Source organism: Curtobacterium sp. MCBA15_009 (assembly GCF_001864895.1).
Lineage (GTDB): Bacteria > Actinomycetota > Actinomycetes > Actinomycetales > Microbacteriaceae > Curtobacterium.
On the sequence record NZ_MJGO01000038.1, the window covers coordinates 44,956 to 68,156 of the forward strand.

General features: G+C 68.7%; 22 protein-coding genes and 1 pseudogene. 13 read left to right on the plus strand and 10 right to left on the minus strand.

Annotation, left to right across the window (positions count from 1 at the left end; genetic code table 11):
- Positions 1-355: 355 nt before the first annotated feature.
- Both BIU97_RS17350 and BIU97_RS11975 read right to left on the minus strand, forming a co-directional pair.
- Positions 356-580 (minus strand): annotated as a pseudogene (locus BIU97_RS17350) (methionine synthase); the annotation flags it as partial.
- Positions 581-618: 38 nt separating this feature from the next.
- Positions 619-1,365 carry an SDR family NAD(P)-dependent oxidoreductase gene (locus BIU97_RS11975; RefSeq protein WP_071297760.1) on the minus strand — a complete coding sequence of 249 codons (747 nt, stop codon included), beginning with the start codon at positions 1,363-1,365 and terminating at the stop codon, positions 619-621.
- Positions 1,366-1,456: 91 nt separating this feature from the next.
- Here BIU97_RS11975 and BIU97_RS11980 point away from each other — a divergent pair, with 91 nt between their 5' ends.
- Positions 1,457-2,086 (plus strand): TetR/AcrR family transcriptional regulator, encoded by a 630-nt coding sequence (locus tag BIU97_RS11980; RefSeq protein ID WP_071297761.1) that lies wholly within the window; start codon positions 1,457-1,459, stop codon positions 2,084-2,086.
- 264 nt (positions 2,087-2,350) lie between these two features.
- Here the strand turns inward: BIU97_RS11980 and BIU97_RS11985 are convergent, their stop codons facing one another.
- Complete coding sequence (locus BIU97_RS11985) at positions 2,351-3,037, minus strand: FadR/GntR family transcriptional regulator (protein WP_071297762.1); 687 nt, start codon at positions 3,035-3,037, stop codon at positions 2,351-2,353.
- Positions 3,038-3,197: 160 nt separating this feature from the next.
- Between BIU97_RS11985 and BIU97_RS11990 the strand changes: the two genes are divergently transcribed.
- The 5 genes from BIU97_RS11990 (at position 3,198) to BIU97_RS12010 (ending at position 10,838) form a co-directional block, all read left to right on the plus strand.
- Positions 3,198-4,442 (plus strand): aminotransferase class V-fold PLP-dependent enzyme, encoded by a 1,245-nt coding sequence (locus BIU97_RS11990; protein WP_071297763.1) that lies wholly within the window; start codon positions 3,198-3,200, stop codon positions 4,440-4,442.
- 66 nt (positions 4,443-4,508) lie between these two features.
- Complete coding sequence (locus BIU97_RS11995) at positions 4,509-5,807, plus strand: ABC transporter substrate-binding protein (protein ID WP_254782982.1); 1,299 nt, start codon at positions 4,509-4,511, stop codon at positions 5,805-5,807.
- Positions 5,808-5,977: 170 nt separating this feature from the next.
- Complete coding sequence (locus BIU97_RS12000; RefSeq protein ID WP_139196020.1) at positions 5,978-6,823, plus strand: carbohydrate ABC transporter permease; 846 nt, start codon at positions 5,978-5,980, stop codon at positions 6,821-6,823.
- Positions 6,820-7,656, plus strand: coding sequence for a carbohydrate ABC transporter permease (locus BIU97_RS12005; RefSeq protein WP_071262777.1), 837 nt, complete (start codon positions 6,820-6,822; stop codon positions 7,654-7,656). Before BIU97_RS12000 ends, BIU97_RS12005 begins: the two co-directional genes overlap by 4 nt.
- A gap of 191 nt (positions 7,657-7,847) precedes the next feature.
- Entirely contained in the window at positions 7,848-10,838 is a 2,991-nt protein-coding gene (locus BIU97_RS12010) for a fibronectin type III domain-containing protein (RefSeq protein ID WP_071297764.1), read from the plus strand.
- Between the two features lie 140 nt (positions 10,839-10,978).
- Here the strand turns inward: BIU97_RS12010 and BIU97_RS12015 are convergent, their stop codons facing one another.
- The 3 genes from BIU97_RS12015 to BIU97_RS12025 form a co-directional block, all read right to left on the minus strand.
- Positions 10,979-11,404 carry a PRC-barrel domain-containing protein gene (locus BIU97_RS12015; RefSeq protein ID WP_071297765.1) on the minus strand — a complete coding sequence of 142 codons (426 nt, stop codon included), beginning with the start codon at positions 11,402-11,404 and terminating at the stop codon, positions 10,979-10,981.
- A gap of 76 nt (positions 11,405-11,480) precedes the next feature.
- On the minus strand, positions 11,481-12,368 hold the full coding sequence (locus BIU97_RS12020) for a carboxypeptidase-like regulatory domain-containing protein (RefSeq protein ID WP_175472441.1): 888 nt from the start codon (positions 12,366-12,368) through the stop codon (positions 11,481-11,483).
- Positions 12,369-12,683: 315 nt separating this feature from the next.
- Positions 12,684-13,559: a CPBP family intramembrane glutamic endopeptidase gene (locus BIU97_RS12025; protein ID WP_071262766.1), complete on the minus strand. Its 876-nt coding sequence runs from the start codon at positions 13,557-13,559 to the stop codon at positions 12,684-12,686.
- A gap of 75 nt (positions 13,560-13,634) precedes the next feature.
- Here BIU97_RS12025 and BIU97_RS18110 point away from each other — a divergent pair, with 75 nt between their 5' ends.
- From BIU97_RS18110 to BIU97_RS18115, 6 genes are all read left to right on the plus strand, one after another.
- On the plus strand, positions 13,635-14,231 hold the full coding sequence (locus tag BIU97_RS18110; protein ID WP_175472442.1) for a hypothetical protein: 597 nt from the start codon (positions 13,635-13,637) through the stop codon (positions 14,229-14,231).
- A 62-nt stretch (positions 14,232-14,293) separates the two neighbouring features.
- Positions 14,294-14,782: an SdpA family antimicrobial peptide system protein gene (locus tag BIU97_RS18550; RefSeq protein ID WP_368073094.1), complete on the plus strand. Its 489-nt coding sequence runs from the start codon at positions 14,294-14,296 to the stop codon at positions 14,780-14,782.
- A complete protein-coding gene (locus BIU97_RS12040) occupies positions 14,773-15,732 on the plus strand; it encodes a sporulation-delaying protein SdpB family protein (RefSeq protein ID WP_071297768.1) in 960 nt (319 codons plus the stop codon). The genes BIU97_RS18550 and BIU97_RS12040 overlap by 10 nt, the downstream gene beginning before the upstream one ends.
- Before the next feature lie 30 nt (positions 15,733-15,762).
- Complete coding sequence (locus BIU97_RS12045) at positions 15,763-16,305, plus strand: hypothetical protein (RefSeq protein WP_071297769.1); 543 nt, start codon at positions 15,763-15,765, stop codon at positions 16,303-16,305.
- 201 nt (positions 16,306-16,506) lie between these two features.
- Positions 16,507-16,959 (plus strand): PH domain-containing protein, encoded by a 453-nt coding sequence (locus tag BIU97_RS12050; protein WP_071297770.1) that lies wholly within the window; start codon positions 16,507-16,509, stop codon positions 16,957-16,959.
- A gap of 253 nt (positions 16,960-17,212) precedes the next feature.
- Positions 17,213-17,686, plus strand: a complete 474-nt coding sequence (locus BIU97_RS18115; RefSeq protein ID WP_071297771.1) for a serine hydrolase — start codon at positions 17,213-17,215, stop codon at positions 17,684-17,686.
- A 403-nt stretch (positions 17,687-18,089) separates the two neighbouring features.
- On the opposite strand, the gene BIU97_RS12060 is transcribed toward BIU97_RS18115, so the two are convergent.
- Both BIU97_RS12060 and BIU97_RS12065 read right to left on the minus strand, forming a co-directional pair.
- The gene (locus tag BIU97_RS12060; RefSeq protein WP_071297772.1) at positions 18,090-19,139 is read right to left on the minus strand and encodes a methionine synthase; all 1,050 of its coding nucleotides are present in this window, start codon (positions 19,137-19,139) and stop codon (positions 18,090-18,092) included.
- A gap of 20 nt (positions 19,140-19,159) precedes the next feature.
- Complete coding sequence (locus BIU97_RS12065) at positions 19,160-20,119, minus strand: putative oxygenase MesX (protein ID WP_071297773.1); 960 nt, start codon at positions 20,117-20,119, stop codon at positions 19,160-19,162.
- A 121-nt stretch (positions 20,120-20,240) separates the two neighbouring features.
- On the opposite strand from BIU97_RS12065, the gene BIU97_RS12070 reads away from it, so the two are divergent.
- Positions 20,241-21,182: a LysR family transcriptional regulator gene (locus BIU97_RS12070; protein ID WP_071297774.1), complete on the plus strand. Its 942-nt coding sequence runs from the start codon at positions 20,241-20,243 to the stop codon at positions 21,180-21,182.
- A 50-nt stretch (positions 21,183-21,232) separates the two neighbouring features.
- Here BIU97_RS12070 and BIU97_RS12075 read toward each other — a convergent pair whose 3' ends face one another.
- Positions 21,233-22,687 (minus strand): family 20 glycosylhydrolase, encoded by a 1,455-nt coding sequence (locus tag BIU97_RS12075; protein ID WP_083420913.1) that lies wholly within the window; start codon positions 22,685-22,687, stop codon positions 21,233-21,235.
- A 133-nt stretch (positions 22,688-22,820) separates the two neighbouring features.
- Positions 22,821-23,111: a hypothetical protein gene (locus BIU97_RS12080; RefSeq protein ID WP_071297776.1), complete on the minus strand. Its 291-nt coding sequence runs from the start codon at positions 23,109-23,111 to the stop codon at positions 22,821-22,823.
- Positions 23,112-23,201 lie beyond the last annotated feature (90 nt).

The window sequence follows — 23,201 nt, forward strand, 5'->3', positions numbered from 1 at the left end:
GATCGCGCGTTTGCCCCTGCGCAGGACCTCATAGGCAGTACAGGGACTAAAGGCAGAGTGGGTCCGCCTCGACGGGGTTGGACTGGCGAGGCTTGCTCGTATGCGTTCCTGGATGCCGATGGCACTATCGATTTTTGAGGCGGGCGGCAACCGCACTCGTAGTTGGGCCGGACCCGGGCTGCCTCCCGCGCACGCATGGGATGTTCGGCCTGACAGCTCCTCGCTTCGGCGGGAGGGTTCCTGTCCTCTACTGGCTGCTGTCTCCGTACTCGAGTCCTTGCAGCTTGTCATCGGGGCGGCCGGTGGATCGGAAGGTGACCCCAGTGCCAGAACACCCTCCCGGCGGACCGCATCCGCGCTCCAGAGTGGCGGCGACGCCCCAGTCCTGCACCTCGTCGTGGAAGACGGTGAAGGCGGGCTCGTCGAACTGGATGACGTCGACGCCGGCAGCTTCGAGCTCCCGGGCTTCTTCGTTCAGGATCGTGGCGAACTCCCACGCCAGCTTCTCGCGGCTCTTGTAGTGCTGGTCGGAGAGGGTGTCGATCATCGTCATCGGGCCGGGAAGCGCCCACTTAATGGACGAGGCGGAGTAGGGCGAGACCGGACGAGCCGGCCGGCTCAGGCGATGCTGCTGCCCCCGTCGACGAGGAGCTCGCTGCCGGTCATCCCCGAACTCTGGTCGGACACGAGGAACAGCACCGTGGCGGCGACCTCCTCCGGGCGCAATAGCCGGCCGAACGGCATACCGCTCGCCATCTGCTCGAGCATCGCCCCCGGGTTGCCCGGAGCGAGGCCGGCGAGACCCGGGGTCTCCGTGGGCCCGGGGACGACCGTGTTGATCCGGACGCCGCGCGGCGCGAGCTCCGCCGCCCACGTGTGGGTGAGGGCGGCGATCGCGGCCTTCGACGCCCCGTACAGGCCGAACGACGGCTCGGTGCCGGATGCTGCCGTCGATCCGGTGACGACGACGGCGGACCCCTCGCGCAGGAACGGCAAGGCGCCCTGGACGGTCAGGGTGGTCCCGCGGACGTTGGTGCCGAACGTCGTCTCGAAGTCCTCGGGGGTGACGGCGTCGAGGGGCTTGAACTCACCGCCACCGGCGTTGGCGTGTACGGCGTCCAGGCCGTGACCGCGCTCGGCGACCGCGGCGAAGACCGTCGCGATGTCGTCCGACTGGGCGGCGTCCGCACGGATCGGCGTCACCGCGTCGCCGAGCTCGTCGCGCACGGCGTCGAGCGCCTCCTGCCGTCGCCCGGTGACGAAGACGTGCGCCCCCTCGTCGACGAAGCGGCGCACGACCGCGAGTCCGATGCCCGAGGTTCCGCCCGTGACGAGTGCGGTCTTGTCCTGCAGTGCTCCGACCATGATGTCCTCCTGGAGTTGTTGTTGACTGCTTGGTCCAGAACAGTACGTCGTGCTTGACTGATCAGTCAACAACGACCTCCGAGGAGTCCACATGCCCCGACCGCGCAAGTTCGACGAGGCCGACGTCGTCGAGCGCGCCCGGCGCACGTTCGCGGAGTCCGGGTTCGACGGCACGTCCCTCGACGACCTGCTCGCGGCGACCGGCCTCGGTCGGCAGAGCCTCTACAACACGTTCGGCGGCAAGAAGGAACTCTTCATGCGCGCCTTCCTCAGCGACACCGCCGAGGCCGTCGAGGTCGTGCAGGCGGTCCTGCGGAGTGCGGAGTCACCGATCGCGCGGATCCGGACGCAGTTGGTGTCCGTGGCTGTGGAGCACGGTGCAGCGCAGGGGGCACCCTCGCTGCTGCTCCGCGCGGCGGTGGAGCTGTCGGCCCGTGATCCGGAGGTCGCCGCGACCGTCACGGAGACCTTCGACACCATCCGCGCCGGCTACACGGCCTGCATCGTCGACGCGCAGGCGGCCGGCGAGGTCGAGGCCGATGCCGACGCGGAGGCGCTCGGCACCTACTTCTGCGCGGTGATCGAGGGGATGGGGGCGATCGGGCGCGTCGGGACCTCGCGAGCGGCGCTCCTGCAAGTCGGGATCGCGAGCCTCGCGGCCCTACCGATCACGCCGCTCGGCAAGGAGCGCCTCGGGACCGCGGACGGTCCCTGGGACTGAACGTCGGCGCACGTCAGGGTGACGCCGCGGCGACGTGACCGGCGGGGCGGGGTGCCGCCGCGCCTCCTGTCCGGGTCTGGAGGCGCGCATCCAGCGGGCGCGACGGCGCGGGTTTGAGAAGCGCTCACCCAGGTGGCGTCGTCCGCGCACCCTCGGTGTGGTCTGCGCCCGCCGGGCCGGTGTCGACCTGGTCGAGGTCCTCGTTCGGGTCGCCCACCCCACGGCCGCTCCGCCGGTTGCAGACAACCCGTTCCGCCGTGCGTGTCAGCGCGTCGGGTCGGGTCGGTAGTGCCGCAGCCACTGCTCCGTCTGTGCGACGTGGCTCGCCGCCGCCGTGGCTGCCGCGACCGGATCGCGCTGCCGGATGGCCCGTGCGATGGCCCGGTGCGCCTGGTCGCTGGTGTGCTTGATGGTCCGTCCGTCCGGCATGTCGAACATCTGGTACGCGCGACTGCGGCTCCGGAAGACACCGAGCAGCGCGACCATGGTCGGGTTGCTTCCGGCTCGGGCGATCGCCTCGTGGAAGTCGGAGTCGAGCTGCGCGGACTCCTCGACGTCCGTGGTGGCCTCGAGCGCGTCGAGCACGCCGTCGAGCTCGTCGAGCAGGTCGGTGCTGGCGCGCGCGGCGGCCTGCGCCGCGGCGTGGCTCTCGAGCACCCGGCGCAACTCGTACACGTCGAGGAGTCCGGACAGCGGCAGCAGGCCGACGGTGAGGGCGAGGCTGCCGATGATGTCCTCAGGGCGGAGCGCCGACACGTAGACGCCGGATCCGTGGCGCGACTCGACGGCTCCGAGGGCGGAGAGCATGCGGACGGCCTCGCGCAACGACCCACGCGAGACCCCGAGCTCCTGGCAGAGGTCCGCCTCGGGCGGGAACCGCTGCCCAGCGCCGAGGCGCCCCGAGCTGATCATGTGACGCAGGCCGTGGAAGGCATCGTCGACCGCGGACATCGTGCCCCTCTCGTCGGGGCGAGCCTACCGGCACGAAGACGGGCCATCAACGCGCTTCGACAGACGACTCATCTGATGTCCTTGCAGGTGATCGGGCTGTTGACACGTTCGTAACGCAGTCGAAACCGGAGTCATCTGATGACTTCCTAGTGTTGCCGGCATGGCATTCGCGACGACCACCGACGCCGCTCGAACCGACCCCGCGGTCGGCCCCGAGCCGCTGACGCTCCACGACGGGCGGCCGGCGGCTGCTGCGTTCACGCTCGACCCGCACCTCGGCCACCTCAACCACGGCTCGTTCGGCGCTGTGCCCCGCGCCACGCAGGCCGAGCAGCAGCGCCTCCGTGACGTGATGGAAGCAGCCCCGGTCGCGTGGTTCCCGCCGTTGCCCGGGCTCGTCGCGCAGGCGCGCGGCAGCGTCGCCGAGTTCCTCGGCACCGACGTCCGGGACACCGCGTTCGTCGCGAACGCGAGTGCCGGCGCGAGCGTCGTCTACTCGAGCCTGCCGGTGGGCCGCCGGGTCGAGATCCTCGTCACCGACCACGGCTACGGAGCGGTCACGATGGGTGCCGAGCGACTCGCCCGGCGCTGGAACGGCCGCGTCCGCACCGTCTCGGTCCCGCTCGACGCCGACCACGACACGGCAGCCGGGATCATCACGGACAGCATCACCGACGCGACGTCCCTCGTCGTCATCGACCAGGTGACGTCCCCCACGGCGCGGCGCCTGCCGGTCGGAGCGGTGGCACGGCACGCCGCGCAGCTCGGAGTGCCCGTCCTCGTCGACGGTGCGCACGCGCCCGGACTGCTCGCTGATCCGCTCGCCGACCTCGAGTGCGACTTCTGGGTCGGCAACCTGCACAAGTTCACCTGTGCACCCCGCGGGACCGGCGTCCTGGTCGCCCGCGGCCCGCTCGTCCAGGAGCTCAACCCGTCGATCGACTCCTGGGGTGCGACCGACCCCTTCCCGGAGCGCTTCGACACCCAGGGCACCCTCGACCTCACCGGTTGGCTCGCGGCGTCGACGTCGCTCGACCTGATCGGCGACACGTGGGGGTGGGACACGGCTCGCCGGTACATGTCCGACCTGGCCGACCACGCCGTCGACGTCGTGGCGGGAGCCTTCTCGGCGATCACCGGCGAGGACCACCGCGTCGACGTCGGCATGCCCGTCGGCGCGCTCCGCCTCGTGCGACTGCCCGGGGCGCTCGCCGCCGGACACGGCGAGGGCAACGCGCTCCGCGACCGCGTCCTGGACGAGCTCGGCGTCGAGTGCGCGTTCACGGCCTTCGCGGGCGTGGGCTACCTGCGGCTGTCGACCCACGTCTACAACACCGCTGCCGACTACGAGTCGTTCGCCGAACGCTGCGTGCCCGTCCTCGCGGACTGGGCCCGCACCGCCTGAGGACCTCCGACCGCTCCACCCGTCCGACCCTGACGACACGTGCTCCACCTGACACGAAGGACAACCGTGAAAAGCACCAAGATGATCGCGGCGCTCAGCCTGGGCCTCGCCACCGCGCTGCTGGCAGGAGGCTGCTCCGCCCCGAGCAGCAGCGACGGCACCGTCACCCTGCAGATGGTCGAGAGCCTGACGAACCCGACGCGCACGACGCTCCTCAAGGAGCTCCTCGCCGACTTCGAGGACGAGAACCCCGACATCCGGGTCGAGCTCATCTCGCCGCCGACCGACCAGGCCGACCAGAAGATCCAGCAGATGCTGCAGTCCGGCAACGGTGTCGACGTGCTCGAGGTCCGCGACACGACGGTCGGACCCTTCAGCGCGAACGGCTGGATCAGCGACATGTCGACCGAACTCGACGACTGGTCCGGCTGGGACGACCTGACCGAGAACGCCGTCGACTACGCCAAGAACGACGACGGCACCGTCTACTACATCCCCTACGGCTTCTACGGATTGAGCCTCTTCTACCGCACGGACCTCACGAAGGACGCCGGGTTCGACGCCCCGCCCGCCTCGTGGGACGACCTGCTCGAGCAGGCCACGGCGGTGCAGGAGTCGGGCGACGGCGACTACGGCTACGCCTTCCGCGGTGGCATGAACGGCAACTCCAACCTCGTCACCGCCATCGAGGCCTACGTGGCCGACGACCTCGACACCGAGAACGCGTTCCGACTGGAGAACGGCGACACGATCTTCTCGGCGCCGGAAGCCCAGGACGCCGCCGACATGTACTTCGACCTCTTCGAGAAGGCCTCGCCGCCGTCGAGCGTCGCATGGGGCTACCCGGAGATGGTCGAGGGGTTCTCGAACGGCTCGACCGCGTTCCTCCTGCAGGACCCCGAGGTCATCAGCGCGATCGGGACCTCGACGGCCATCGAGGCCGACCAGTGGACCACGGCACCCCTGCTGACCGGGCCGACCGGGAAAGCCGCCCAGACCGTCGCCACGTCGGGCTGGGGCACCGCTGAGTCGAGTGAGCACAAGGCCGAGGCGGCGAAGCTGATCGAGTTCCTGTCGTCGGGCGACGCCTCCACGCGCTTCACCAAGGAGAACAGCCTCGTCCCGATCCTCACCAGCGCCACCGAGGACCCGTTCTACAGCGAGGGCGCCTGGGCGAGCTACGTCACGATGACCGACGCACCGGAGACCTACATCCCCGTCGTGCAGCCGCGCACCGTCGCCTGGTGGACCGAGTGGACCCAGAAGGCCGACTCTGAGCTGCAGCGGGTCCTCGTCGGCGACATGACGAGCAAGCAACTGCTCGCCAGCTGGGACGAGTACTGGACCGAGAAGGACGCGAAGTGACGGTCCAGGACGCGTCCACCGCGCCGTCCGCCGTGTCGCGGGCCAGCGCCGGTGTCGCTCCTCCGGCCCCGGGCGGTCGAAGCGGCGGCAACGACCCGAGGAGGCGCGGCTCCTCACCCACGGGTCGCCGCACCTTCACGAAGCGGAAGGGACTCAGTCTCCTCGGGTTCATGGCACCCGCACTCGTCTTCGTGGCGGTGTTCGTCTACTACCCGTTGTTCGCGGGCGGCCAGATGGCGTTCCGCAACTGGAACCTCAACAACCTCAGCGACACGTCGTGGGTGGGACTCGGCAACTTCCACGACATCCTCACCGACCCCGTCTTCTACACGGTGCTCCGGAACTCGGTCGTCTGGGTCGTCGCCTCGCTCGTGCCGCAGTTCGTGATCGGGTTCGCCCTCGCCCTGTGGCTGCAACGCAGGTTCCGGTTCCGCGGGTTGTACCAGGCGCTCGTGTTCTTCCCGTGGGCGGTGTCCGGGTTCCTCATCGGGATCCTGTTCCGCTGGATGTTCAACAGCGAGTTCGGCGTCGTGAACGACCTGCTCGCCAAGGTCGGACTGATCGACGAGCCGATCAACTGGCTCGCCGACCCGGCGACCGCCATGGTCGCCGTGCTCATCGCGAACATCTGGTACGGCGTCACGTTCTTCGCGATCATGATCCTCGCGGCGCTGCAGTCGGTGCCCGACGAGATGCTCGAAGCCGCCGCGCTCGACGGGGCCGGCAAGGTCCGCACGCTCTTCTCGATCGTGATCCCGTACATCCGCGTCACGCTCGCGCTCACGGTGCTCCTGCGGGTCATCTGGATCTTCAACTTCCCCGACATCATCTACGGCATGACGGGCGGCGGCCCCGCCGACCGCACCCACATCATCACCACGTGGATGATCCAGACCACCCAGCGCGGCGACTACGGCCGGGCCTCGGCGCTCGGGCTCATCGTCATCGCCGTGCTGCTCGTGTTCTCCGTGTTCTACCTGCTCGCGATGCGGGAGAAGGGACCCAAGACCCGATGATCGACCACGAGACCCGCTCAGCCCGGTTCGTCCGTTTCGGATTCCTCGGGCTGTGGCTCCTCATCACGCTCTTCCCGCTGTACTGGATCACCATCACGTCCCTGAAGGCGCCCGGCTCGATCTTCAGCCGGCCGCTCACGTACTGGCCGACGGAGTTCTCGCTGCAGAACTACATCGGGTTGTTCGCCAAGTCGCAGTTCGGCGTCTACGTGGTCAACAGCCTGGTCGTCAGCCTGGCGGCCGCGGTCACGGCGACGGTGATCTCGTTGCTGTCCGGCTACGTGCTCTCCCGCTTCGAGTTCCGGACGAAGGGCGCGCTGTTGACGGCGTTCTTCGTGACCCAGATGATCCCGTCGTTCATCGCGCTGGGGCCGTTGTACCTGCTCATGACGCGCCTCGAGCTGGTCGACAACCGGGTCGGGCTCGTCCTCATCTACATCGCCGTGTGCATCCCGTTCAGCACGGTCATGCTCCGCGGGTTCTTCGCGAACGTCCCCGCCGCACTCGAGGAAGCGGCCATGATCGACGGCTGCTCGCGGTTCGGCGCGCTCTTCCGCGTGATCGTGCCCGTGATGAAGCCGGGGATCGTCGCGGCCTTCATCTTCAACTTCGTCAACTGCTGGAACGAGCTGTTCCTGTCGACGACCCTGATGAACAGCGACGCGAACAAGACCCTGCCGACCGCGATCAACGGCTTCATCAGCAGCTTCAACATCGACTGGGGACCCATGTCGGCGGCCGCGGTCCTGACCGTCATCCCGACCATGGTGCTGTTCGCGTTCGCGAGTCGGTGGATCGTGCAGGGGCTCACGGCGGGCGCGGTCAAGGGCTGACGCGGCGGGGCTCCTCGCCCTGTCGTCCAGTCCGAGGTGTTCCGTCCAGACGGAGCGGTTCGGGTAGCCCGGACGCACGGCGGCTGTTCGCCCTGCTTGGCCCCCACACGGGAGGAAGCGCAACCCGAGTTCCCCTCGGTACGGTGAGCGCAACCGTGACCGCATCGGTCGCATCCACCCGAAGGATCCCCGTGCTCTCACGCTCCGCGCGGCCTCGTCGCCGCGCCCGGCTCTCGGCAGCGGCGCTCGCCGCAGCCCTCGTCGGCTCGCTCACCTTGATCGCTGCCCCCGCTGCGCAGGCGGCCCCGGCCACCGGCACGATCGACCGCGCGACGGAGAAGCAGTGGTCCGGGCTCAGTTTCCCGGCCGGTTCCGGCCAGGTCTACGTCCCCAGCCGGAGCGGTCAGCTCACCGGCGCCGACATCAACTGGTGGCCGTACGGCGCGACCAACGGGACCGGCCCCGTCTCGGTGTACGCGGGCTCATCGCCGACGGGCACGGCGCTCGCCACCGGGACCATCTCGCAAGCGGGGGGCTGGCAGACGGTCTCCTTCGTGACGCCACCGACCGTCACGGCCGGCTCGACCTACTTCTTCGCGCTTCCCAAGGGCTCGGCCTGGACCAGCAACGCTCCGGCCCCTGGAGAGGGGCTGATCGTCGGCGGCCGCAGCTCCGTCGGCTTCGAGTCCTTCAACTACCGCACCTACGTCTTGACGATCCCGGCGCCCGGGAGCCTCACCGCGACCGCCGATGACGGTACGGCGGCGCTCTCGTGGACCGCGCCGACACCGCCAGCGGACACCACCGTCACCGGGTACGAGACCGAGTACGCCGTCCACGGTTCCGGCTCGTGGAGCGCGCCCGCCGCGACGACGGCGACGACCGCGACGGTCACCGGCCTGACGAACGGCACCTCGTACGACTTCCGGGTCCGGGCGACCACCGACCGCGGCCCCGGGCTGTGGAGCACCACTGCGACCGCGACGCCCATGGGCGACTTCGCGGGCGGCTCTCTGACGGTCGACGACGCGAAACCGGCGGTCGGCAAGAGCGTGACCGCGAGCTCGGACGGCTGGGTCCCGGCCCCGAGCCTCACCTGGTCGTGGACCGTCGACGGCGCTCCGGTGAGCACCGCGGCGACGTACACGCCGACCCCGGACGACCTCGGCAAGGCCGTGCAGGTCACCGTGACCGCGAACGCCGTCGGGCGTCACACCGCCACGAAGACCTCAGACCTCGGCGCCGTCGACTCCGGCACGATCGCTCCCGGCACCGTCCGGATCGCCGATGCCCGAGACGCCACGGTCGGCTCGTCCGCGAAGGCCGGCACGGTCCTCACCGCATCGCTCCCCGCGGTGGTCCCCACGGACGCCGCGGTGCGCTACCAGTGGTACCGCGACAGCACGGACGTCCAGATCCCCGGCGCGACCGCCGAGCAGTACACGGTCACCGGCCGTGACGCGGTCGGTGGGCACTCGGTCTTCGTCATCGCCTCCGTCACCTCGCGCGGGTACACCGCGACGACCGCGACCTCGGCGGCGATCGCCGCCGCCTCCGGCACGCAGACCGGCACCGTCACGACCAGCGCTGCCACGGTCGCCGAGCCGATCACGGCGACGACCAGCGGATGGACGCCGACCGGCGCCACGGTCGCGCTGCAGTGGTTCGACGGCGACCGGGCGATCGCCGGCGCGACCTCGGCGAGCTACACGCCGGCGGCCGCGCAGGCCGGTCACTCCCTGCACGTCGTCGCGACCGGCACCGCGGAGGGCTACGACCGGTACTCCGTCGCCAGCACCCCGGCGGTGGTGGGCGAGGGGCGCCAGCACGGAACCGTCGGCATCGACGGCGACCCTGCGGTCGGTACCGCCCTCACCGTCACGGACACCGGCTGGCTCGACGGCACGTCCTTCGACCGACGCTGGACGCGCGACGGTGTCGCCATCGACGGAGCGACGGGTGCCACTTACACGCCCTCGGCCGACGACGTCGACGCCGTGATCGGCGTCACGGTGACCGGGCACCTCGACGGCTACACCGACCGCACGGTCGAGGCCACCACCGACATCACCGTGGTCGCCGGCACGCAGCACGCCTCGGCCGCGATCGACGCCACCGGCACCGCGCAGGTCGGTGCCGAGCTCACCGCGCGCAGCACCGGCTGGGTCGAGGGCACCGAGCTCTCGTACCGCTGGCTCCGTGACGCCGCCGCCGTCGACGGTGCGACCAGCCGGACCTACACGCTCGCCGAGGCCGACCTCGGTCACGTCGTCAGCGTCGAGGTCACCGGCACCCTCGCCGGGTGGAAGCCCTTCACCGTGACGTCCGACGGCACCGTACCGGTCGTCGGGGTGCCCGGGACGGCCACGCCGGAGAGCCCCCTGCCGACGCGGGTCGTCGCCGGCGAGCCGTTCCGCTACCACGTCGACATCGCGGGGTCCCCGGCCCCGACCGTCACCTTCGACGGCGACCTGCCCGCAGGGCTCACCTTCGACCCGACGACCGGAGACATCACCGGTGTCCCGACGAAGGCCGGACTCTCGGTCATCCGGATCACCGCCACCAACGGTGTCGGGTTCCCGGCGGTCTCCACCGTCACGATCACCGTCGCTCCCGGAGCGCTCGACGCGCTCACGCTGACCACGAGTGGCACGGGTACGACCAACGGCACGGTGACGGCGGAACAGGGCTCGACGATCCGGGTCGACGCGATCGGTGCCGACTCCTTCGGCAACGAGCTCCCGACGCCCGGCGACGTGACGCTCACCAGCAGCGTGGCCTCGGACGAGATCGACGGTGCGACCGTGACGTTCCACCACGCCTCGCCGCACGTCATCACGGCGACGGTGGGAACGGTCAGTGCGTCGATGCTCATCGAGGTCAGCCCGACCGCGGTCGTCGCGCCGCCGACGACGGAACCGACGAACCCGACCAACCCGACGGAACCGACGACCCCGACGCAGCCGACGAGCCCGACGATCCCTTCTGTGGAGCCCACGACGGGCACCGTCGTCGACCCGATCGCCGACACCGATGATCCGGCCAGCCCGGCGCCGGACGCGGAAGAACTGGCGTACACCGGCGCCGACGGCACCGGCCCCGCGGCTGTCGCGGCGCTCCTCGCCGTGGTCCTCGGCCTGTGCCTCCGCATCGGCGTCCGCAGGAGCCGCCAGCGGTCCTGACCGGACCACGCAACGGACTGGAGGCGGAGCTCACCTGGTGAGCACCGCCTCCAGTCCGTCGGGCCAGCGGGTGGACGCGCGCGGTCCTGCGGCACGTCTGCCGAGAGGGCGGGACGGCAGCGTCGTCGCGTCAGAGCTGGTCACGCCGGCGGAGTCGTTCCCGCGCCCTCGGTGTCGTCTGCGCCAGCCGGGCCGGTGCCGGCCTGGTCGAGGTTCTCGTGCGCGTCGCCCATGTCGCCGGTGGCCTTGCCGGCGGGGGACAGCCCGAAGTGCTCGCGGACGGCGTTCGCCTCGGTGACGGACAAGGTCTGTCCGACTCCGAGGGACGGCGCGCCCTTGATCTCGCTCTTCGTGTAGCCGACGTGCAGGTCCGTGCCGTCGAAGGTGGCGTCCTCGACCGGGACGAGCGCGTGGTGACTGCCGAGCAGCCCGGTCGCGACGCTGACGAACTCGGCGCTACCGTCCTCGTCGGAGGGGAACACCTGCGCGACCTTGCCGACCGATGCGCCGTTCCGGTCTCGGACGGGCGCGTTCTCGACGTCGTGGATCTCGTTCTTGGTGATCATGTGAGTAGTCAACGCTCTAGGCCTGACCCGTCCGTGTCAGAAATCGTGAGGCGAGCCCGAGGGCTTCACGGGGCACTCAGCGCGAGGCGGTCTCCGAGAACGCTCCGCCCCAGAAGTTGTGACCGCCGAACACGACCTTCACTGGGACGGCCTGTGTCCGGTCGGTGACGTACCGGTAGACGCCACCGGGACGTGCGAGCCACAGCACCTGAGCGGGTGTTGCGGATGTCGCCGCCGTGCGGAGTTCCACCAGGTACTGCCCGGAGGGGAGCTGGAACTGTGCCAATTGTTCGTTGTCGAGCAGGGTGGAGAACCTGGTGGAGAACGACGCTCCGGTCGTCGCGTTCGTCACCGTGACGCCCGCGCCACTGAGCTGCGCCGATGAGTCGCGGGAAGCCGAGGCGGCGTAGACGGTCAGGTCGTAGTCGCTGTGTGCATAGTGCCGTGACAACGTCACCTGCGAAGCCGGGAGCATGCCGCGCTGCTGGTACACCCGTGTCTTCCAGACAGCGGGCGACGCGGTCCCGCTGGCGAACGCCTCGATGCGGTACTTCCCGGTGCTGAGTCCGACGAACTGGTACTTGCCAGCGCTGTCCGAGGTCGTCCGGAACACCTGCGAAGTGTCCTCGTTCCATGCGTACATGAGGCGTCCGGAGGCGGCTCCGGTCGGGCCGACCACCTCGCCCTGGACGGTGGCGCCGATCACGAGCGGCAGAGTGACCGCAACCGTCGAACCACTGCGGACCTCGATGTCCGAGCGGAGCCCGGGGGTGTAGGTCTCGGCACCGTGCGGCGGGAGCTGTCGTGTCGCCACCGTGACGGTGTCCGGCGTGGGGATGCCGGTGAACGTCGCGGTGCCGTCATCGTCAGTGGTGGCGTTCCCGATGACGGCGTCTGTGCCGATCGCTGCGAGTTCGACGTCCGCCAGCCGGATCGCGGTGCCGTCCGGCGTTGTGAGCTGCACGGTGATCGTTCCCGATCCGGCCGCGGTCGCTGGCGGCGCGAGACCGATCAGCGCTCCGACGGCCAGTGCAACGACCAGTGTCGTCCCCGTGATCAGTCGCATCGCGTTCCCCGATCTTCCGCCAGTGGTGCGTTGGCTGGGACTGTACGCGGCTGGCGGACTGTGGGGACTGCGCATCGCATCGAGCGGTCATGGGGATGCGGACTCCCGCCGACCGTCGCGCTCATCAGTGACGAACGGCGTCAGGAAGTGCCCAGGTCGGTTCAGCCGGCGAACCGGCAATCCGGAACACTGCCGCTCAGAGTCGGGCGGTTCCTAGGTTCTTTGGCCGAACGCACTGCGTTGTCGGCGCCGAGCGACTCCCAGCCAAACGAGCATCGCCGCGATGACGATCCATCCCGTCACTGAGAGGGGGCCGACCAGGCGCGGGTCGAAGGGCGTGAAGAGTGCTGATTGGTAGGTGGTGAAGACGTTGAGCCCTGCATGGGCGAGGACGCACGGGAGCAGTGATCGGCTGCGCAGCCGCAACCAACCGATGAGTACTCCAACACCTGTGCACGCCACCGCCATCATGCAGACGCCGAGCAGATCGGGCTGGTCGTAGTTGAGGCCGAGCAGGATCGCAGGCGTGTGCCAGACGCCCCAGATGAGTCCGCTGAGCGGGAGCGCCCACCGTGGCGCGAGCTCCACGAGACGTGGCAGGAGCCAGCCGCGCCAACCGACCTCTTCTCCTGCCACCGCGACGCTCGTCACGGCGAGGCCGATGGGGAGGTTCACGAGCTGGAGGGCGGCGAGAGTGGCCATCGGTAGCGGCGGCTCCTCGCCGGTGAGTTGCACGAACAGGGTCTTGAGCGGGGATCGTTCCGGGTCCAGTTCGAGCCACCCGAACGACAGGCCAAGCCCCCAGCTCCCCACCACAAGAGTCGCCGCTGCCATCGTCGCCCAGATCCCAGTCCGCCAACCACGCCGCGTGAAGAAGGCGTCGAGGCCGACGCCGCGGAGGATCGAGCGGCCGCGGCGCCGCTCCAGTGCGACAGCGACGAGCAGTGCGCTCGCCGCGGGGGTGAACATCATCGCAACTGTGGCGACATAGGTCCCAAGGCTGCCTACCGGATCCGTGAGATCAGCGCTGGACACGAGCGCCGGTGTGAGGAGAGCCCAGGCGCCGCCGTACGCCAGCGCGATGAACATGACGATTCGTGCAACTTGCAATTCAGCCGCCTCCGATGTTTGACATGTTGGACAGCTTATTGGAATACTGCTCGCATGATCGCATCGTCAAAGAAGGAGATTCGAACAACGATTGGGCTGGCAGTCGCTGCGCTGTGCGCAGCAACACTGGTCGGCGTCCAGAGCGGCCCGGCCACTGCCGAACCGCTGCTTCATGAAGCGTCAGAGGCAGTTGACCACTCCGCCACCGTCTACGGAGACGTCGAAGTCATCGCGGCGCTCGTTGCTGGTCAGGGGCGGCTGGTCAAAGACCATCCTGTGCTCGCCGGATACCTGCCCAGCGGGAGCAACCCGCTCACGGCGCCAGAACTTGCTCAGCTGAAAGAAGCATTCACCGCCGCAGATCCGGAGTTCCATTCCTCCGTGACGATCCCGTTCCAGTCGGGTGATCCATTCAAGGTGGAGTCGGCCCTGAACACGTTCCGAGCTGCCCTCGAGGAGATGCAAGGAACAGCCATCACCAACACTTCCGATGGGAAGTGCCTTGTCGTCGCGGCCGCAGCGGTCCTCGCGGTCGGGGCCGTCGCTGTTGCCGTTTACTACAAGACGTACCTGTGGCCCAAGACTGCTGCCGAGGGGGCAGAGGCAACCCGGGCGTTTGCCGCGATCGTCGCGTCCGAAGTGAGCTCGTGACCCGCACCCTTCGTGCATACGGAGTGTTCATCGGAGCCCTCGGGATCCTCTTGGCCTGGTTGGTGACGACCTTGCTTCTGTCATTGGCGCCCAACGCTCTGACGTCAAGGACCGCTGCGGGAACGGCCGCGCGCGACTTCGTCGCGGCGGTCGCTCCTCAGCGGTGGGAGTTCTTCACCGCATCGCTGCAGAAGTCTGCCCTCACTGCGTATTCCTCGGCCTCGTCATCGTCGCTACTCGATTTGCCGCAGACCCGCGCTCGCAACCTCTTCGGTATGTCACGAACTCAACGTGCGCAGGGACCGGAGATCGCTCTGATCTCGGCCGACGTGAAGTGGGTCAAGTGCTCGAATCGCTGGCAGCCCGAAACCTGCGTCAAGCAAGCTCAGCGCGGGGTCCAGCAAGTAGTTGCAAACTCCGCAGCACACCGAACCCTCTGTGGGCCGATGGTGCTCGCGCAAGTAAAGCCGACTCCGTTCGAATTCAGGGGGTTTGGGTACGAATCCACGTACATCGTCCGCACCGCGTCAGTGAGCGTCAGATGCAACTGATAATCGGAGAGCTTCGGGTGCTTGCGCTGCAGCGGGCGTTGTCGATGTTCGAGATTCGCGGATCCCAGCTCTGGGCAGGCCGCTCTCTGATTGCCGGGGCGGAGTTGCTCACTCTGCTTCTGACGCCCTACTCGGCGCTCATGCAATCCGTGGCCGGTGCAGCTCCTGCGCCGCACTGCGCTGGGGTCCGCGCAATCGGAGCCTACTGCCTGATGAAGGATTCGCCGCATTGGGTGCCGACGATGACACTCGTCAGCATTCTCCTATGCGTTCTCGCTGGCGTCTTGCCCGCAATCGTCGGCTGGCTGCATGTCTGGGCCGCCTTCTCGATCGCGAGCGCCATCGCTTCGCCCGACGGCGGGGACCAAGCAGCGGTTGTGTTCCTGATCCTTGTCGCTGTCGTCAACATCGCGGACGACCGCCGATACGGATTTGATCGCCGTCGGCGTCGACTTTCTGCTCCACGGCTTCAGATTGCTCTCGCAGGGCTCTTCGCAATCCGCATCCAAGTGGCAATGATCTACTTTGACAGCGGGATCGGAAAGGTGTTCGCGAACGACTGGGTCACTGGCGCTGCTGAGTACTACGTCATTCGAGACCTCTATTTCGGCGCATCGGGGCCAGTCGCATCGGTTATGAGGGCCCTTACCTCGAACACGTTGGTCGTCGTTTCGTTGACCTGGGGTGCAATAGTGCTTGAAGTGGCGATAGCCGTGCTGATCCTCTGCGGGCCTCATTCACGCAAGTTTGCGCTGATTGCTTGCTCCATCCTGCACACTGCGATCATCATCACTATCGGCCTCTGGAGTTTCGGACTCACGATGATCGGTGGAGTGGCGATCGCTGCAATCGCGACGAGCAGGCGTGATCCGCGGAGTCATCCAATCCCTCCCACGATGGATCCTCGAAGACTGATCTCGGTCGTCGAAGACGATGTAACGGTCATCTGACTAAATGGTCAGAGAGAAAAGGAGAAAACGATGAAAAAGACTCTGCTCATGACCGCGTTGGTCGCGGCTGCGGCGCTTCCCGCCACGACACTGACACCGCCGGCGCAGGCGGAGGCCGCCACAATCGCTCGCCCGTCGACGCCGACGTTCAGCGACGAAGCGGTCATTGAGTTCTTTGCCACGGGTCGAGGCCCGCTAGCGAGTATGCGGGCGGATCTGGCCGGGTTCGTCCCTGCAGGGACCCCCGCGCTGACGTCGGACGAGCTCACAGAGCTGACCGAGGAGTATCGCGCCGCCGATGCGGACTTCCACGCGGATGTTACGGAAGCAGTTCAGAGTGGCGACCCGTTCCGCACTCTCGGCGGCCTGCGTGCACTGCAACGCATCTCGAAGAAGATCGCGGCTGAGCACGGCGTCGAAGCGGGGACGGGTAGCGGCAAATGTGCAACCGTCCTCGTCGTCGCGCTCGCGTTCTGGGTGGTTCTCGCCGTCGTGCCACTCAGCGTGGACGCGCCGCAGGACGACATGACGAACGAGAAGCTGGCCGCTGATCTGGCCGCTGCCTTCGCGTGAGCAGCCGCGCGGGGCGGTCCGCCGCCGGCCCGCCCCGCGCGCACCAGCTGCGTCGGGAAGGCCCCTTCACGGCGGTCCGCTCATCCACCGCAAGTTCGACACGAATGGAGGACGACGGTGAGCAGTGAGATGGGTCCCGCGCTGGCTAGGCGGAGGCCGCCCAGGCATGCCTGGATACTCCGGCGGCCGCGGCGACTGCTGGTGGCAGGAATCGTCTTCGCCACTCTCGCCGCCGGGGTGCTGTTCGTCGTGGTGCTCGTTGCGACCGTGGCAGAAGAACCGGGTGCGCTGGTCGGTTTGATCGCCGCCGCTCCCTTCGCACTCGGTGCAGCGCTGCTCTTGCCTGCCGCGGTCACCGTAATCGTCGGCTCAGACGCTCTGACGGTACGTTCGTTTCCGTTCCGTGCGAGACGGATTCGATTCGACGAGATCGTCGAGATCCGTGTTGATCCGAAGTCATGGCCGATGGCGCCTCGCATCGGCATCGTTGCTCGCGGCCCCGGTTACACCACCTTCTTTCTCGGGCACGGCCCCGCGGTTGTCGTGACGACGCAGGACCACTACGTGGCGTTTCAAACCGGCGATCCAGACGCCACTGCCGCGGCGATCGAAGACGCTCGCAGCTTCGCACTGGAGCACCCCGAGGCGCACTAGCAATAGCTTCTGCGAGTGAGCACGTGCGAACGTCCGACGGGCGAAGCAATGGCCCGTTCAGAGTTCTTTTCGTGAAGGCCCGCATCTGGGCCGGTTTCCAGAGAGCGACACGCGATGCGGAACCCGCTTGAGAGCTCCGGACACTGGCGCGCGAGTCTTCGCGCAGGCGACGGCTGGCGTACCTTCCGTGAGCCCCACTGGCCGTACGCCACCGCTTCGATGCTCGAGTGGGGGAGCATCACAAAAAGGACTCGTGGGCACGACGGCTTGGCTCACACTCGAGGTCAAGCGGCCGGTTGCGCACTACCTCCCCGCTGTGCCCGACGCCGAGATGACCGTTGCTGACCTGGTTCACCACACCTCGGGTTTGCCTCGGCTGCCGGCCACTATGCGCGACCGACAGTTCGGCGACCCGTACCGAGTGTCTGTCGGGGTTCCTCTGGAGCTGACGGCTGCGACACTGGCCACGCCCCGAGGCCAGTTCGTAAACTCGAACCTGGGGTACGCCCTCCTCGGCGCAGTGCTCGACGAGGTGCACGGCGACTGGTTCGCCGCTGTACGCCAGCACGTGCTGGAGCCGGCGGGGATCAGCTCGGCGGGCCTCGCGCCAGCTCAGGCAGGTCGCGTGGTGCCGAAGCTCTTCGGTCGCGCGATCAAGCCGTGGGCGCTCGGGGAGTCGTCGTTCGCGGCGGCTGGCGGCGTCTGGTCCACGTTCGAGGATCTCTAGCGCTACGCCAACTGGGCGCTCGAGCCCGGAGCTGGGCACTCCCGCACGGTGAGCTGGCAGCGGGAAGGGGCATCGACTTGGATCAACGGAGAGGTGCGAGCGGCAGGAGCGGTCATCGCCAACGTGGCAGGAGTCACCGCCGCGGTCCACACGCTCGCGAAGGCTCCGCATGCAGCTGACGCGATCGCCACGGTGCTCATCGAGCAGGAGGTGCGGTCGACATGCGACGGTTCATGACCAAGCCGACGCAGGCGGTGCAGGTTGCCGGCAGTACCAACCCGACCCATCAGCCGGACGGATGCCGCACCTCCAGGCCGGTCCGAGACCCGCGCACGCGGCGGACGCAACACGAAAGGCGGCTCTCCTCCTTCCGGAAGAGAGCCGCCGCGGTGTCTCGCAGTGGTCAGCGCGCCGACGGAACGGCCGAGCCGACGAGCTCAGCCCGCACGATGTCCGTACCAGCGGACAGCGCGCTGAGCTTGCCGAGCGCCGCCCCCCTGGCCAGCGGAGCCATCCCGCAGTTCGAGCTCGGGATCAGCTTGTCCGCATCGACGAACTCGAGGGCCCGACGCAGGACCTCTGCGACCTCGTCCGGCGTCTCGACGGTCTCGGTGGCGACGTCGACCGCGCCGAGCATGACCTTCTTGCCGCGGATGAGCTCGACGAGCTCGAGGGGTACGTGCGAGTGGATGCACTCGAGCGAGACGATGTCGATCGACGACTGCTGCAGGAGCGGGAACGACTGCTCGTACTGCCGCCACTCGGCGCCGAGGGTCTCCTTCCACTTGTTGTTCGCCTCGATGCCGTAGCCGTAACAGATGTGCACGGCGGTCTCGGCGCGCAGGCCCTCGGTGGCGCGTTCGAGGGCGGCGACGCCCCAGTCCTGTACCTCGTCGTGGAAGACGGTGAAGGCGGGCTCGTCGAACTGGATGACGTCGACGCCGGCAGCTTCGAGCTCCCGGGCTTCTTGGTTCAGGATCGTGGCGAACTCCCACGCCAGCTTCTCGCGGCTCTTGTAGTGCTGGTCGGAGAGGGTGTCGATCATCGTCATCGGGCCGGGGAGCGCCCACTTGATCGGTCGGTCGGTCTGTGCGCGGAGGAACCGGGCGTCGTCGACGAAGACCGGGGCGGGGCGGCTCACGGCGCCGACGACTGTGGGGACGGCAGCGTCGTACCGGTCGCGGATCCGGACGGTCTCCTTGCGCTCCTGGTCGATGCCGTCCAGGTGCTCGATGAACGTGGTGACGAAGTGCTGGCGGGTTTGCTCGCCGTCGCTGACGATGTCGATGCCGCGGCGTTCCTGCTCGTGGACGGCGGAGCGCAGGGCGTCCTGCTTGCCCTCGACCAGGGCGGCACCGTCGAGCTGCCAGGGGGACCAGAGTCGCTCGGGCTCGGCGAGCCAGGACGGCTTCGGCAGGCTGCCGACGATCGAGGTGGGGAGGAGAGAGCTCATGGAAGTGGCGGTCCAGACGGTCAGCGGGCGGGGACGGGTTCGGCGGCGAAACGGGACAGGAGCGCACCGTGCGGCGTCACGAGGTGTTCTTCGGTCCACCGGCCCTGGGTGACGCCGAGGCGACTGCGCTCCTCGCGGTCGTAGGTGACCGGGGTGGGCGTGAAGTCGGTGTGGTCGAGCGTCGGGCGGTAGGTGCTGCCGGCCGGTGTGTTCGCGGCGTAGACCTCCGGGCGGTAGATCTTCTGGAACGTCTCCATGGTGGCGATCGTGCCGATGAGCTGGAGGTCCGTGTGGTCGCCGGTCAGGTCGCCGCGCGTGTAGAACGCGAGCGGGGCCGCGGCGCCGGCGGGCTGGAAGTACCGGACCCGCATGCCCATCCTGCCGAAGTAGTCGTCGGTGAGCGAGGAGTGCTCGTGCTCGTACTCGGCACCGAGCACCGGGTGGACGTACCCGTTCCGGCGGTACGTCTGGCTCGTCGAGACGCTGATGCAGACGACGGGCTCCGTGTCGAACTCGGCGTGGAACGCGGACGACTCCAGGAAGCGTTGGAAGAGCGCCCCGTGCAGCTGGCCGAAGTCGGACGGCAGGGTCGGCGACGACGGCAGCAGCACCGAGAAGTCGTAGTCGCGCAGGTACGACGAGAAGTTGTTGCCGAGGATCCCGCGGTGGTGCTCGCCGGTGTGCTGGTCGACGATCGTCACGTCGAGCATCTCGAGCAGCGGGAACTCCGCGTCCGACCCACCGTCCGAGAACTCCAGCGCGACCGAGACGATGTCGAGCTGCAGACGGTAGCGGTCACGCGCCCCGGCGAGGTCGTTCGCGCGCCCGTCGATCATCGCCAGTGCTGCACGCAGGTTCTCCTGCCGGCGCTCGCCGCGCGCCAGGTTCGCGAAGTTCGTGGTCAGCCGGGAGCTGTCCGCGGGGGAGTAGTCCTCGTCGAACCGGGTCCGGGTGATGCTGAAGGTGGGGTCGTTCGCCATGGTCGGCAATCTGTTCGTCGAGCGCCCGTGGACGCTGGGTGAAGGGGGTACGTCGATCATGGTGCGAGCGGTGAGCCATCAGGTAATACCGAGACGCTATGCGGTCGTATAGCCTGCGCCTATGGCCCGTGTCTCGAACGACATCACCCTGCAGCAGCTCCGGTACTTCATCGAGGTCGCGACCGAGGGCTCGATCAGCGCAGCCGCCGACCTGCTCTACGTGTCCCAACCGACGATGTCCGCGGCGATGAAGGACCTCGAGACGCGGATCGGACGCCCGCTCTTCACCCGGTCGGCCAGGGGCGTCGTGCTCACCGTCGACGGCGTCGAGTTCCTCGGGTACGCCCGGCAGGTCGTCGAGCAGGTCTCCCTGCTCGAGCAGCGCTACGTCGGGCGGCAGGCGTCGCGCCGGCTGCTCGGGGTGTCCGCGCAGCACTACTCGTTCGCCGTTGAGGCCTTCGTCCGGATGGTCGACGCGGCGGCCGCCGACGAGTACGAGTTCTCGCTCCGCGAGACACGCACCTGGGACATCATCGAGGACGTCCGGACACTGCGCAGCGAGGTGGGCATCCTCTACCGCAACGACTTCAACACGCAGGTGCTCGGCAAGCTGCTGCGCGACGCCGGGGTCGTGTTCACCCCGCTGTTCGTCGCCCAGCCCCACATCTTCGTCGCCAAGCGGAACCCGCTCGCGGCACGGGAACGCGCGACCCTCGAGGACCTCGCCGACCTGCCCCGCCTGACCTTCGACCAGGGCGCGAACAACTCCTTCTACCTGGCCGAGGAGATCCTGTCGACCATGTCGAGCAAGCGGGAGATCCGCGTCTCGGACCGTGCGACGATCTTCAACCTCATGATCGGCCTGGGTGGGTACACGATCTCGACCGGGTTGATCAGCGACGACCTCGACCCCGAGATCGTCGCCATCCCCCTCGACGTCGACGAACGCATCGAGATCGGTTGGATCGCGCACGCCTCGGTCCCGCTCACCGTGCAGGCGCAGACCTACCTGGACGAGCTGCGGGCGGTGGTCACCAGCTACGGCGTCGAGCCACTCGGGTAGGCACGCTGCGGTTCCGACGGCGCTCGGACAGGAGGCCCGACACGCGTCCGTCAGGACCCTGCGGTCTCGATCATCGCTTTCACGTGCGGCGCGCTCCAGCGCAGGAGCGCGGTCGACGGCGGACGGCGGAGGTCCTCACCCCAGATCGCGACGGCTGCACCCGACATCGGGGCGGCGAGGCGCCGCCCCGAGTCGCTGTCCCACGTCCGGAGCGACCAGTGCGCGCGGAGGTCGGCGACGGTGTACGCGCTGTCGGCCGGGTCGAGGTCGGTCGGCACCTCGTACAGGTAGTACGAGTTGTAGTTGAGCAGGTCGACACCGGCCTTGGCCAGGTCGTTCGCGCTCGCCCGTCGCGCCCGGCGTTCCGAGCGTTCCGCTGCGTCCTCGGTGTCCCCGTCGAAGCTCCAGTACGTGACGCGGATGCGTGGGTCCAGCCGTTCGAGCGCAGCCCGGTCGATGCCGTCGTTCCAGGCCCACACCTCGCGGTTGCCCAGCGCGGCTGCCATCGCGTTCAACCACTCGACGCGTTCGGTCGCGGAGACGTCCTCGCCCCATTCGTCACCGCCGATGTGCACGGCTCGGCTCGCGGGGAAGGTGCGCCGCACCTCCTGGTACAGGTCGGTCGCGAGTGCGACGCTCGCCGGCGCCGAGGTGTCGAGCTCGTTCTGACCCGCTCGGACACGGTCGACCCACTGCTCGCCGTGTCGCGCCTCGAGCAGGGCGAAGGCGGCGGCCATGTGGCCCGGGGTGTCGATCTCCGGCACGACCGCGACACCCCGTCTCGCCGCGTAGTCGGCGATCGTGCGCGCCTGTGCGGCGCTGAGGAACGGGCGGTGGGTCACACGGCTCGTCCAGACACCGTGGTCGAGGTCCGCGTTCGCCGGGGTCTGGCCGAGCACCTTGCTCTCGATCCCGACGTTCTGGTCGTCGGTGAGGTGCAGGTGCAGGAAGCGGCCGCCGTCGTCGGCGAGGAGGTCGACGTAGCGCTTGATCAACGCCACGGGGTAGTAGGCGCGAGCGACGTCGAGCATCACGCCCGTCTCCGGGCGTGCGCGCTTCGAGGGCTTGGTGGTGACGGTCGTGGTCGACGTCCGGCACTGCTGCGCGGAGTACGCACCGGTGCAGGCGAGGACCGAGTACGTGCCGGCTCGCGCGCGCGACGGTGTCTTCTGGATCGCGCGGACCGTCGTGCTCGCCCCCGCGGCGAGGGCCTTCACGGTGACCGGGCCGAGCGTGTACTTCCGGCTGCCGGCGGACAGGGAGAGCCAAGCGGACGACGCCGGCTGCCGCACGGACGTGGCGTTCTCCACCCTGAGTGTGGTGCGCACGGCGGTGCCCGTCGACGTGACGGTCGTGGTCGCGACGACCTTGGTGACCGTCACGGCGGAGGGCTTCGGCGTCGCGGCGTCCGCTGATCGCCCGACGGCGTCGATGCCGACCGCGGCCACTGCCGACATAGTGATCGCCAGGGCGACCGCGACCGACCGTCTGACCTGCATCTTCATCCGACGCTCCACGCCGTTCTCCCCTCGGACGAGCGCATCGGCCCGCCACAACACCCTGCTCTCCCAGCTGGACCGAGAGACCCACTGAACAGTACCGGGACCGGCCGCCCCGGATGGCCCCCGTACCGTCGCGTCAGCGACGACCGACCGCCGCGGCGGCCTCGCTGACGGTCGTGCCCGGGTGCGCCTGCCGGTACCGGCGGACCTCGTGCGGGTCGACGGCCGCGGCGGCCGTCGTCGGGGTCCCGACGACGCTCGGCCCGGACCAGGCGAAGCACGTCGTCGCGAGCGCGAGCACCGCGGCCGCTCCAGCGCCGAACAGGAAGAACGCGCCGACCGTGGCCGCCAGCCCGCCGAGGGTGATGAGTGCTCCGGACCACCGGGCCGCGAGGAGCCTGGTGGTGGTGGTCGAGGTCGACTGCATCGGTGTGCCCTTCTCCGTCGGTGGTCGTGGAAGTGTCCGACAACCTACCGGTGCCACGTGGCACCGGAACGAGGTGGCGGCTGGCCTGTG